This is a genomic window from Methanobacterium alkalithermotolerans, from assembly GCF_018141185.1.
Classification (GTDB): Archaea; Methanobacteriota; Methanobacteria; order Methanobacteriales; family Methanobacteriaceae; genus Methanobacterium_F; species Methanobacterium_F alkalithermotolerans.
Map to the genome: position 1 here is coordinate 1306618 of NZ_CP058560.1, position 12047 is coordinate 1318664.

Below are 12047 nucleotides of genomic sequence, written 5' to 3' on the forward strand. Positions count from 1 at the left end.
GATTCACCTTTTTTTGGACTTCTAAGATTTATAAATATTTTATCTTAAAATAGCTCCTTTGTCAGCGGAGGTGGCCAGTTTCTGGTATCTTGCTAACCAGCCTTTTAATTTCCGCTGAGGTTTCTGGATGGATGCCATCCTTTGTTCCATCTCCTGGGGTGATAGTTCTATTTCTAATAATCTGGCAGGGATATCTATATGTATTATGTCTCCCTCTCTAACTGCAGCAAGAGGTCCATCTGCCATGGCCTCAGGAGAAACATGGCCGATGCATGGGCCCCGGGTACCTCCTGAAAACCTGCCATCTGTAATAAGGGCCACTGATTCAATACCCATTCCTGAGATGGCTGAGGTGGGGTTTAACATCTCTCTCATTCCTGGACCACCCTGGGGTCCTTCATAACGGATAACAATTACGTCTCCCTCTTTGATTTTTCCCTTAAATATGGATTCCACGCACTCTTCTTCTGATTCAAATACCCGGGCTGGTCCACTATGGGTCATCATATCTTCTGAAACCGCACCCTGTTTTATTACAGATCCATCAGGTGCCAGGTTACCTTTTAAAACTGCAATACCTCCTTCTTTATGGAATGGATTATCTAAAGGCCTTATAACACTTTGGTCTTTAACTTTCGCCGTTTTAATATTTTCATGGAGGGTTTTACCTGTACAGGTAATGGTTTCCAGATCCAGTTTACTCTCCAGCACTTTTAAAACTGCAGGTATTCCTCCGGCCTGGTGCAGGTCGATAATCATATGCTCACCTGCAGGACTAATGGAGGTGAGGTGAGGTATATTTTTACTCATCTTATCAAAAAGGGACAAATCCACTTTTACTCCCTTATCCTCCAGTTCACTGGCTATGGCCGGTATATGCAGTGCAGTATTACTGGAACCACCTAAGGCCATGTCCAGGGCTACGGCATTTTCAAAAGCAGTTTGATTCATTATTTTTGAGGGGGTGAGTCCTTCAGCAATCATTTCCACAATTCGGGCCCCAGAGGATCGGGCTATTCTCATTTTTTGTGCATCCACTGCGGGAGTGGTGGCACAATCTGGTAGACTCATTCCCAGACCTTCGGTCAGACAGGCCATGGTGTTGGCGGTAAATAAACCAGCACATGATCCGGCTCCAGGACAGGCACAGCGTTCCAGTTCATCCAATTCTTCCAGACTCATCTTACCTGCTGTTACTGCACCCACTCCCTCGTAAACATTGATGAGATCCACTGATTTTCCTTTGAATTTACCGGGAAGCATGGGGCCTCCGGTAACCACTATACAGGGAATGTCCAGTCGGGCAGCAGCCATCAACATCCCGGGCACCACTTTATCACAGGTAGGTAAGAGTACCAGACCATCCAGGCTATGGGCCTGGGCCATACTCTCCACCGTATCGGCGATTATTTCCCGGGAGGCCAGTGAAAAACGCATCCCGGCATGGTTCATGGCAATACCATCACAGATGGCCATGGTGTTGAATTCAAATGCAACACCTCCTGCCTGGTCTATTCCTCCTTTAACTGCTTCAGCCAGTTCTCTAAGGTGGATGTGTCCTGGAACAATGTCGGTAAAACTATTGGCTATTCCAATAAATGGTTTTTCCATGTCCTCATCAACCACACCACAGGCCCTTAGCAGGGATCGGTGAGGGGCCCTTTGTAGTCCTTTTTTAATATTATCACTTCTCATTAAAATCACCCTAATTGGATATCATAATGTAATTGGAGATTCCAGTAATGGTAGATATAACTAAAATCCATTACAGATTATTATCTCACCATCTTATATTTAATACTTTTTACTTTGAAATTAATATTACTTTTTATAATCCTTTTTGAATATTATTTAATAGTTGAAACTTATATAATTAAACATGGATACTCTCCTTTTTATAAAAATTGTTACTGCTCTGGCCATAGGGGCATTAATTGGAATTGAAAGGGAAAGAAAATCCACTAAAACAGAATTTGCAGGCGTAAGAACCTTTATTTTAATAGCACTCTGGGGAATCCTTTCTGCCTATCTCTCAGAATTATTTCCTTATTTTATCCTGGCTTCGTTTATGGCACTTTCAGTGTTGATTGGCCTGGGCTACTGGCTTACGGTAAAAGATAGTGGTGATTTGGGTCTTACCACCGAGGTGGCAGCATTATTAACATTTATATTAGGGGCTTTATGCTACTATGAGGAAGGATACACAATCTCAGTAGTACTCTCTATTCTGGTAACCACCTTACTGGCACTAAAACCAGTTTTACATAAACTGGCCCAAAAAATCAGTGAAAAGGAAATGATTGATACCCTGAAATTTTTAATCATCGCCTTTGTTATTTTACCCCTGCTTCCCAATGAAACCCTGGGCCCCTGGGATGTTTTTAATCCTTACCAGGCCTGGCTAATGGTAGTTTTTATTTCAGGTATCAGCTATGCCGGATATATAGCCATGCGTTTTATGGGACCTCAGCGGGGATTGGGGATTACTGGAATTATAGGGGGACTGGTATCCAGCACGGCGGTGGTAACTGCCATGGCCGCCAGGGTTAAAGAATCGCCTTATCTTTTAAGGGCCGGTGTTTTTGCCACGGTGGTTGCCAGTTCTATGATGTTTTTAAGGGTTTTTTTTGAAGTACTGATAATAAATCCTGACCTGGCCCCTTCATTGGCTGCCCCAATGATTATAATGGGGGTACTGGGCATTTTACTGGGGTGGCTGGTATGGCGCAGATCTGCAGTTAAAGAAATTGATTCAAAAATCAAACTGGATAACCCCTTTACCCTAAAACCCGCCCTCATATTCGGAGCCTTATTTATCGCCATCTTATTTTTAAGTAAAATTGCCAATATATACCTGGGTAGCAGGGGTGTTTATCTGGCCAGCATAATTTCCGGGGTGGCTGATGTGGATGCCATAACCATCAGCATGGCTTTTTTAGCTCGGAGTTCCACTTTATCCTCAGATACTGCAGTCACCGCTATAACCCTGGCTACCATATCCAATACTGCGGTTAAATTTGGCATTGCACTATTACTGGGAACTCGCCATTTTGCCCGAAATGTAGGGATCCTATTTGCAGCTATTGTTACCGCAGGTATAGTGGCGGTTATTTTAATTTAATCCAAAAATAAATAAATTTTAATAATTTTAAGACCGTATCATGGTCAAAATCATCTTATATTTTTCCACAGCATGCAGGGCATGGGGTTCATTTGCCGGCATGATAATCATCTCCCCTTTTTTAAGGAGATTCTTTTCACCGGATATGGTTATTTCTGCTTCTCCATCCACAATCTGTACCATAGCATCAAAAGGAGCAGTGTGTTCACTCAAACCCTCTCCTTTATCAAAGGCAAAAATGGTAACTGTACCGGTTTCTTTTCTTATAATTTCCCGGCTAACCACAGCTCCTGCTTGATAGTCAATTAATTCTTCAACACCAATTACTACAGATTTCAAGTCTTCTTTCATCTAATCACCGTTATTATTATGCCCATGATTTATAAAATATTAACCTGAAAAATAAATAAAATTTAGGGTGGTTTATTACCCTAAAATTTGTTTAATATCTTCTTCTGGATCTCCTATTGGGCGCAGGTCGTAGTTTTCCACCAGAACTTTTATTATATCGTCGTTAGCCCATCCCGGTAGTATAGGTCCCAGGTAAATTCCCTTAATATCCAGGGCCAGCAGGCTCCATAAGATGGCTGCTGCTTTTTGTTCCATCCAGCTGCAGACGATGGTGAGTGGCAGTTCATTTAACTCCACACCAAATAGTTCGGTAAGAGCGACCGCTACATCCACAGCTACAATGGCGTCATTGCATTGCCCCACATCAATTAGTCGAGGTACTCCTTCAATGTCCCCTAAGTCCATTTCATTGAATCGGTACTTACCACAGGCCAGGGTGAGGACCACCACATCTTCGGGCAGTTTTTCCACAAATTCAGTGTAGTATTTGGCCTGGGCCAGTGGGGAATCACAGCCTCCCACCAGGATGAATCTTTTAATTTTTCCATCTTCCACCAGTTCCTTGATTTTTGGCGCCAGGGATAAAATGGTTGAGGCCCCAAATCCAGTAGTTAAAACCGTATCTCGAGGTTCTTCTTCCAGATCCCCTAGTTCCAGTGCCTTTTCAATTACCGGGGTGAAGTCATAGTCTTCTATATGTTCTACTCCGGGTAATTCGGCCACACCACTGGTGAACATTCTTTCTTTGTATTCATCCTGTGGAAGGAGTACGCAGTTACTGGTTCCCAGTATGGCTACCGGGTACCTGGAAAAGGTTTGTCTTTGATCAAACCATGGCCCGCCCAGCTGACCCACCAGGTGTTTGTATTTTTTAAGTTCTGGATATCCATGGGCAGGTAATAATTCAGAGTGGGTGTAGACATTTATGCCCTTACCTTCGGTTTGCTTTAAAAGTTCAGCTAAAGCCTTCATACTGTGACCGGTGGCCAGAATCCCGGGACCTTTAACTGCCCCTACAGGCACTTCGGTGGGTTCTGGTTCTCCATAGGTTTCAATATGAGCTTTTTTAAGTAAGGCCATGGTTTTTAAATTCATGTGTCCTGCTTCTAAGGCCATTTCCACAAATCGACCCGGATCGAAATTAACATTGGTTAAGGTAGAGTAGAAACCCCGCTCCAGAAAGGCATCCACCTCTTCATCGGTGTAGCCCAGCTCCCGGGCATGGTAGAGATAGGCAGATATTCCCTTCATGGCAAATAACAGGTTATCCTGTAATCGGGCCACAGTGGGTTCTTTTCCACAAACTCCTCGTACCGTACATCCTGTACCCCGGGCGGTTTGGGAGCACTGGTAACAGAACATATCTAAAGCATCTTTTTTCTCCATATTATTTCCTCCATCTACTTCAGGATTATTATCATCCCTTTGATTTTTGCCAAATATACGATCTAAAAATTTCATTTTAATCTCATTTTTAAATTATTAGCATGGTTCGAACTGATCTTTCCCTACGAAACATAAGGGACAAACCCAATCATCAGGTAAATCCTCAAAAGACGTACCTGGTTCAATTCCAGACTCAGGATCCCCGTCCTGGGGATTGTAGATGTATGCGCATACAATGCATCTATATTTCATGAAATGCCTCCACAATTTTTTCCTGTTATAACATGTAAACAGCAAACTATAAATAATTTTTGTCACTAATAGAGTATAAAATAAAACAAATAAGTGGAAGGTAGATTTTTACTAAAAATAATGGATTTGAAAAGATTTAAAATTTAAAAATGGGGAACTTTCAACGATTAAAAGGTGATTATAATTGTCGGTAGATAAAAAAACATGGAATGCACTGCAGATAATGGGATTAAATGACTACCAGGCTAGGACTTATCTGGCCCTAACTTCTCTTATTTCTGGAACTGCCACTGAAATAAGCCTCCACTCCAAGGTGCCTCGCTCCCGAATTTATGATATACTAAAAGAAATGGCCAAAAAAGGGTTTGTGGAAATTGAAAGAGGCAGACCTTTAAAATATTCGGTGGTATCCCCCCTGGAAGTATTTCAGAGAAATAAAAAAAGACTACTAGAAGACATGGAGGAGGCAGAAAGGGAACTAACAGCCATATATGAAAGCCAGATTTCCCAGCTACCTGCTCCCATCTGGCTCATACATGGACCAGAGAAGATTATAAAAAAGGAACTGGAAATCATTGCCCGGGCTAAACAAAACATCAATATCAGGGCAGGCTTCATGTTTAAAGGCGAAATAGAATTATTAACAGAAAAAATTAACCAGGCTGCTAAAAAAGGGGTCTTAACTCGAATAATGGCAGCTCCCTATACCATGCTCGATCACCAGAAGGTGGATATGGCCCAGGAACTCTCCGGGATATCGGCGGAAGTTAGAACCTATCAGATACCTTTTGTTAAGATGATTGTACGGGATGGAGAAGAAATGATGTTAATCTTTTCCAAGTTCTCTCCCGAAGACAACCAGGTGGTACCGGTTAGTTCCATTGGGGTATGGAACCAGTATAAGGAAATAGCCCAAAATTATGCTCAGGTGTTTGAGGAGATGTGGAAAAAAGATATGCCCCGGCGGGGATAACCAAATAACTTACGATTATTTTTTTAGTTAATTATTTATGAACTTCAAAAACTCAAGGATAAATGGACACAGCCCCAAACTTGAGGGTGTTTGTAAATTTTGGGGAATAAACTTAAAAACCAGGATAATATTATACCATATAATTTATAATTAAAAGAGTAGTACATATGATTTAATCATATTTCCAAAGGATAACCATTACATATCAAATTTTTATTAAGGTGATTGCATGCGCGTACTGTTAATTCATTCTGATTATTTAAAGTATCAAACTAAAAATAAAACCCGAATTGCTGAGGAACTAAGAGAAGATCAAAAGGAAGGATACTTCACAGATTCCCTGGTGGTTTTTACTGCGGTAGAAGCAGAAGATGAGGAAAAACCCCAGGAAATTGTGCAAAATGTGGTAAAAGAAATAGAAGATGTTTTTAGTAAAATAAAAGCTGAAAACATAGTAATATATCCATATGCTCATTTAAGTTCTTCTTTGAGTTCTCCTGATACTGCTAAATCAGTATTAATGGAAATGGAAAAAGAATTAAAAAATAAGGGGTATGAAGTTGCCCGGGCACCATTTGGATGGTACAAGTCTTTTGAAGTATCCTGTAAGGGTCATCCCCTTTCTGAATTATCCCGGACCGTCACCACTCAGAAAATTCCCCAAAAACCAGAGGAAGGGGAAAAAGAAGAATCCCAATGGTACATCCTGGATGAAGGTAAACTCATCTCCCCTGAGGATTTCAAATTTGAAAATGAGGAGCTGCGTAAACTAACCATGTATGAGCTGGGAAAGACGGAATCCAGTGGAAAAGAGCCACCTCATGTAAAACTCATGCGGGAGAAAGATTTGGCGGATTATGAGCCTTCAGCTGATGTGGGACACCTCCGATGGTATCCCAAGGGTAGATTAATTCGGGATTTACTCTCAGACTACGTATATCTCCTGGTTACAGAAGAAGGGGCTATGCCGGTGGAGACCCCTATCATGTATGACCTGGCTGATGACGCCATTCGGGTGCATGCTGAGAAATTTGGGGAGAGGCAGTACCGTATGGGAAATAACAAGAAGGAGTTAATGTTACGCTATGCCTGTTGTTTCGGCGCTTTCAGGGTTTTATCTGATTCATTTTTAACCTGGAAAAATCTTCCTGCCAGGATCTATGAACTATCCACTTACAGTTTTCGTATGGAGAAAAAAGGTGAAGTGGTAGGATTAAAAAGACTAAGGGGGTTCACCATGCCGGATCTGCATACGGTATGCCGGGATCTGGAACAATCTCTGGAGGAATTTGACCGGCAGATTGATATGTGTCTGCAAACCGGGGTGGATTTACAGGTAAATTATGAAGTTATATTCCGGGCCACTGCGGATTTCTATGACAAATACCAGGAATGGATGCATCAGGCAGCCCGAAAGATTGGTAAACCGGTCTTAATGGAGATATTACCTGAGAGAAAACATTACTGGATTTCTAAAATGGATTTTGCTGCTATTGACTACCTGGGAAGACCTATTGAAAATCCCACTGTACAAATTGATGTGGAAAGCGGGGAGAGATTCGGTATCACTTATCTGGAAGAAAACGAAGAGGAAGGATACCCTATAATTATTCATTGCAGCCCTACCGGTAGTATTGAACGGGTAATTTGCAGTTTACTGGAGAAGACGGCTATTGAAATGAATGAAAAAGCCCCCATGCTTCCCGTGTGGCTTTCACCTACCCAGATCCGGGTGTTACCTGTAACTGAAAATCATCTGGACTTTGCCCTGGAGGTGGCCCGCAAACTAAAAGATCAGAATATAAGGGTGGATGTGGATGACCGGGGGGAACGGGTTGGTAAAAAAATCAGGAATGCTGCCCAGGAATGGGTTCCCTATGTGGCAGTTATTGGAGATAATGAAGTAGAAAGTGGTAACCTCACCATAAATATTCGTAAAACTAAAGAAAAAAAGACCACCGACCTGGAAGGTTTGGTGGCCATGGTTCGTGAGGAAACTAAAAATATGCCTTTCCGGGCTTTACCTCTTCCTCTTTTATTATCCCAACGGATAGCATTTTGATTCTTTTTTTAAATTTCTTTTTTTTTATTTATGGTCTACAGTACTCTGCTATTTTTCCTCTTCTAAGTTATAACTTATAAGTTATCAGAAAAAACTTATAACTTATAATTAAAATATATTTTATAAATGATTACAGGGAGGTATTTTTTAGATGGGAGAAATAATTTCAATAATAAATCAAAAGGGGGGCTGTGGTAAGACTACCACTACGGTGAATCTATCCACTGCCCTGGCCCTCTTAGATAAAAAGGTACTGGTGATTGACATGGATCCCCAGGGTAATGCCACCACCGGTTTTGGTATTCAAAAAGCGGACCTGGAAAAAACCATATACACCGTACTAAGCCGGAAAGATGCCACCTCAGAGGCTATAATCCCTACCATGGTGGAGGGACTATATATCCTGCCCAGCAATATCGCCCTTTCCGGGGCAGAAGTGGAACTGAGTAGAGAAATAGGGTATCATTCCATTTTAGAGGAAACATTAAAGGAAATTAAGGAACTTTTTGACTACATACTGATAGATGTACCTCCCTCCCTGGGCATACTAACCTTAAATGCTCTTGTGGCCTCTGATAGTGTTATTATACCCATACAGGCTGAGTATTATGCCCTGGAGGGAATGGCGGATTTAATTAAAACTATGAATCTTATTGAAGAGCGATTGCAGAGTCCATCTCCTATTAAAGGTATTTTAATGACACTTTATGATTCCCGCACCCGTTTAGGTCGAGATGTTCACCAGGAGGTTAAAAACTTCTTTGGTGAGAGGGAGTACATATTTAAAACCACCATACCCCGTAATGTACGTTTAGCTGAGGCCCCCAGTTATGGAAAACCCTGCATACTCTATGACTCCGAGAGCAGTGGTACCATTTCCTATATGAAACTGGCCCAGGAACTCCTTAAACTGGAGGAAGAATAATGTCCCGGAAAAAATCTAAAAACACCGGCCTGGGGCTGGGCCTGGAGGCTTTGATTAAATCCAAAACCAGGGAAAAAGTAGAAAATGAAGCACCATCTTCTCCAAAAAAATTAGAAAAAGAGGATAAAGAAATATCTCCTGGTCCTGATGAGTCAAATCTAAAGATGGTGGCCAGTGAAGTTAAAAAAAATCCAAGGATAACCTTATGGTCTGCCCGATCAGCTGCGGTGCTCCGTTACCTAAAAAAAACCCGGCCCGAATTTAGTATAAGTAAAGAAGCCTCTAAACTAATAGAAGACGCAGTCCAGGAGAAATATCCGGAAATATGGGAGATGTTCTCTGATATCAAATAATTTAGCTTTAGAAACTATCCAGGGAGGACTGATAGTTTCCTTCCAGTTTTATAAAGGGCTCTGCCCGATGCACCACCACTCCTATTTTTTTTAATTCTTCTAATTTTTTAAAGGGATGTTTTTTTCTAATGGAGATTATTCTACGGGCAGATAAGGTCCCTATTCCCGGTACCCGGATTAAATCCCTATAAGGTCCCTGATTAATTTCCACTGGAAAAATATCCATATTTATAGCAGCAGCATATTTAGGGTCTAAAGTAGAATCCAAAAATCCATCTTCCTGGAAAATTAATTCATCCACCTTAAATTTATAGGAATTTAACAGTGCATCGGCCTGATAAAGTCTGGAAGAACGAATGGGATTACCAGGGGGCCTTTTTTCTAGAGGAGTTTCTTCTAAGGGTTGAAAGGTACTAAAATAACTTCTTCTTACATCCATCTTATCATAAAGCCACTTCACCCTTTTTAAAATATCGGCATCACTTTCATCATTGGCTCCTACAATTAGCTGGGTGGTTCCACCTGAAGGGGCACATTCCGGATTTTTTTTATGAATAGCCCGTATCCACTTCAAACGCCGGATGATGTCAGTGTGGTAATCCTTGGTGGAGCTAATTTCAGACAGGCCGGAAGGGGTGGCGGCTTCAATATTAACACTCACCCTATCAGCCAGCCCCATAGCCCTTTTAATTATGTCCCGGGAGGCTCCGGGAATAATCTTAAGATGGATGTAGTCCTGGTATCCATGCTCCAGACGGAGTAATCGGGCTACCTCCACCACCTTTTCCATGGAAGAATCTATATCTCCTGAAATCCCGGAACTTAAAAATAAACCATTCACATATTTTTTTTGATAGTAATGGAGAAAAACCCGGGTTAACTCACGGGGAGTTAACTCTATCCTGGTGAAATTTCTTTTACTGTTATTGATACAGTATTTACAATCATTACAGCACTTATTGGTCATTAAAACCTTAAAAAGGGGTATTGTACATCCTGAACTGACGGTACTATGGTATATTCCTGGTAGATTAGCTGAAGAACTGGTGTGGCGATTTACATAATCGCAAAGGTCGTACTGGGCAGAATCACTAAGGACCTGCATCTTGTGCATGGTATTCATTAATTAATATTTTATTTGACTGGACTTATAACTGCTTTTCCTTGAGCAAGTGAAAAGTATTATTCCTGAATTTTATTTTTTTTAAGAACCAAATCTTAAATAAAATGGGCTATGATTATTAATCATGAGAATAGTGCTGGCCGGTACAGGAAGTGCCGTAGGGAAAACCACAATTTCCACAGGAATAATGAAAGCATTAGCTGAAGAAATGAATATTCAACCTTTTAAAGTGGGCCCGGATTACATTGATCCTACCTATCACACCCTGGCCACAGGAAATACATCCAGAAACCTGGATTCCTTTTTCATGTCTGATGGACAGATAAGAAAAGCATTCGCCCAGGGATTAAAATCTTCTAACTCTAAAGCAGGTATAATTGAAGGGGTTCGGGGTTTGTATGAAGGAATCAGTCCCATAGATGATGTGGGAAATACGGCATCCATTGCCAAAGCCCTCAATGCTCCGGTAGTTCTTATTATGAATGCTCGCAGCCTGGTTAAAAGTGCAGCAGCAGTGGTACTGGGATTTAAGACCCTGGATCCTTCTGTTAAAATAGAAGGAGTTATCTTAAATCAGGTTAAAAATAAGCGTCATTATCTAAAGGCCAAAGAAGCAGTGGAAACCCTTACCCAAACCAGTGTAATTGGGGGTATCCCTCGCAGTCCGGATTTAACCGTGGAACAAAGGCACCTGGGCCTGGTACCGGCGGTGGAAAGGGAAAATTTGAAAATATTTATTGATAAATGGAGCCAGGTGGTGCAGGAGAATATAGACCTGGATGCCCTCCAGGACATTATGAAAAACTCAGGCAAGATACCCTCTCACCAGGAGGAACTCTGGAAAAAAGAAAAGGGACCTAAAGTTAAAATCGGAGTAGCCCAGGATGAAATATTTACCTTTTATTATCAGGAAAACCTGGAATCACTCCAGGATAATAATGCCTGTCTGGTGCCTTTTAGCCCTTACCATGATTTGGAATTACCTGATGTGGATGCCATCTATATTGGAGGGGGATATCCTGAAATATTCTCCCGGGAACTGGAGGCCAACCATTCCATGCGGGATTCCATTGGAAAATTCCACCAGGAAAACCGGCCTATTTATGCCGAATGCGGGGGATTAATGTACCTCATGGATTCTATTAACCAGCATAAAATGTGTGGAGTGTTCCCTTACCCGGCGGAGATGACCTCCCAGGTACAGGGACTAAGCTATGTTATAGCCCGGGCCCAGAAAGACAACATTATAACCCAAAAGGGGGATGAGTTCCGGGGGCATGAATTCCACTATTCCCGGGTCCAACTATCAGATGAACCGGTATTTGCCTTTGAAATATTAAGGGGAAAGGGAATAACTAATTCTAAAGATGGTTTAATGGATAAAAATGCCCTGGCCAGTTATGTACATACTCATGCTGCGGCCTGCCCTGGATTTGCCTCTAACTTCACTCGAAATGCTGCTGAACTTTAAATAAGATACTGGCTCTAAATAATTATTATA

Annotated in this window: 11 protein-coding genes; 6 read left to right on the top strand and 5 right to left on the bottom strand. The window is 41.6% G+C overall.

From position 1 onward, the window contains the following. Positions 1 to 39 precede the first annotated feature (39 nt). On the bottom strand, positions 40 to 1695 hold the full coding sequence (gene ilvD / locus HYG87_RS06455; protein WP_211532379.1) for a dihydroxy-acid dehydratase: 1656 nt from the start codon (positions 1693 to 1695) through the stop codon (positions 40 to 42). Positions 1696 to 1879: 184 nt separating this feature from the next. Between ilvD and HYG87_RS06460 the strand changes: the two genes are divergently transcribed. Continuing rightward, the gene (locus HYG87_RS06460; protein ID WP_211532380.1) at positions 1880 to 3121 is read left to right on the top strand and encodes an MgtC/SapB family protein; all 1242 of its coding nucleotides are present in this window, start codon (positions 1880 to 1882) and stop codon (positions 3119 to 3121) included. A gap of 27 nt (positions 3122 to 3148) precedes the next feature. Here the strand turns inward: HYG87_RS06460 and HYG87_RS06465 are convergent, their stop codons facing one another. The 3 genes from HYG87_RS06465 to rd form a co-directional block, all read right to left on the bottom strand. Then, positions 3149 to 3472 carry a cupin domain-containing protein gene (locus HYG87_RS06465; RefSeq protein WP_211532381.1) on the bottom strand — a complete coding sequence of 108 codons (324 nt, stop codon included), beginning with the start codon at positions 3470 to 3472 and terminating at the stop codon, positions 3149 to 3151. Positions 3473 to 3547: 75 nt separating this feature from the next. Further along, positions 3548 to 4858: a hydroxylamine reductase gene (hcp, locus tag HYG87_RS06470; protein WP_249164899.1), complete on the bottom strand. Its 1311-nt coding sequence runs from the start codon at positions 4856 to 4858 to the stop codon at positions 3548 to 3550. A gap of 96 nt (positions 4859 to 4954) precedes the next feature. Next, entirely contained in the window at positions 4955 to 5110 is a 156-nt protein-coding gene (gene rd, locus HYG87_RS10990; RefSeq protein WP_249164818.1) for a rubredoxin, read from the bottom strand. A 184-nt stretch (positions 5111 to 5294) separates the two neighbouring features. Between rd and HYG87_RS06475 the strand changes: the two genes are divergently transcribed. The 4 genes from HYG87_RS06475 to HYG87_RS06490 all read left to right on the top strand — a co-directional run bounded on the left by HYG87_RS06475 (position 5295) and on the right by HYG87_RS06490 (position 9423). Next, the gene (locus HYG87_RS06475; protein WP_211532382.1) at positions 5295 to 6083 is read left to right on the top strand and encodes a TrmB family transcriptional regulator; all 789 of its coding nucleotides are present in this window, start codon (positions 5295 to 5297) and stop codon (positions 6081 to 6083) included. A gap of 229 nt (positions 6084 to 6312) precedes the next feature. Then, positions 6313 to 8145, top strand: coding sequence for a threonine--tRNA ligase (locus HYG87_RS06480; protein WP_211532383.1), 1833 nt, complete (start codon positions 6313 to 6315; stop codon positions 8143 to 8145). Positions 8146 to 8296: 151 nt separating this feature from the next. After that, positions 8297 to 9070: a ParA family protein gene (locus tag HYG87_RS06485; RefSeq protein WP_211532384.1), complete on the top strand. Its 774-nt coding sequence runs from the start codon at positions 8297 to 8299 to the stop codon at positions 9068 to 9070. Next, positions 9070 to 9423, top strand: coding sequence for a hypothetical protein (locus tag HYG87_RS06490; RefSeq protein ID WP_211532385.1), 354 nt, complete (start codon positions 9070 to 9072; stop codon positions 9421 to 9423). The genes HYG87_RS06485 and HYG87_RS06490 overlap by 1 nt, the downstream gene beginning before the upstream one ends. A gap of 7 nt (positions 9424 to 9430) precedes the next feature. On the opposite strand, the gene HYG87_RS06495 is transcribed toward HYG87_RS06490, so the two are convergent. Then, positions 9431 to 10546, bottom strand: a complete 1116-nt coding sequence (locus HYG87_RS06495; RefSeq protein WP_211532386.1) for a radical SAM protein — start codon at positions 10544 to 10546, stop codon at positions 9431 to 9433. Positions 10547 to 10670: 124 nt separating this feature from the next. Between HYG87_RS06495 and cfbB the strand changes: the two genes are divergently transcribed. Then, complete coding sequence (cfbB, locus tag HYG87_RS06500; RefSeq protein ID WP_211532387.1) at positions 10671 to 12017, top strand: Ni-sirohydrochlorin a,c-diamide synthase; 1347 nt, start codon at positions 10671 to 10673, stop codon at positions 12015 to 12017. Positions 12018 to 12047 lie beyond the last annotated feature (30 nt).

Coding starts and splice junctions, on each gene's coding strand:
- ilvD (WP_211532379.1), bottom strand. CDS start 1,695: ATGAGAAGTGATAATATTAAAAAAGGACTACAAAGGGCCCCTCACCGA.
- HYG87_RS06460 (WP_211532380.1), top strand. CDS start 1,880: ATGGATACTCTCCTTTTTATAAAAATTGTTACTGCTCTGGCCATAGGG.
- HYG87_RS06465 (WP_211532381.1), bottom strand. CDS start 3,472: ATGAAAGAAGACTTGAAATCTGTAGTAATTGGTGTTGAAGAATTAATT.
- hcp (WP_249164899.1), bottom strand. CDS start 4,858: ATGGAGAAAAAAGATGCTTTAGATATGTTCTGTTACCAGTGCTCCCAA.
- rd (WP_249164818.1), bottom strand. CDS start 5,110: ATGAAATATAGATGCATTGTATGCGCATACATCTACAATCCCCAGGAC.
- HYG87_RS06480 (WP_211532383.1), top strand. CDS start 6,313: ATGCGCGTACTGTTAATTCATTCTGATTATTTAAAGTATCAAACTAAA.
- HYG87_RS06485 (WP_211532384.1), top strand. CDS start 8,297: ATGGGAGAAATAATTTCAATAATAAATCAAAAGGGGGGCTGTGGTAAG.
- HYG87_RS06490 (WP_211532385.1), top strand. CDS start 9,070: ATGTCCCGGAAAAAATCTAAAAACACCGGCCTGGGGCTGGGCCTGGAG.
- HYG87_RS06495 (WP_211532386.1), bottom strand. CDS start 10,546: ATGAATACCATGCACAAGATGCAGGTCCTTAGTGATTCTGCCCAGTAC.
- cfbB (WP_211532387.1), top strand. CDS start 10,671: ATGAGAATAGTGCTGGCCGGTACAGGAAGTGCCGTAGGGAAAACCACA.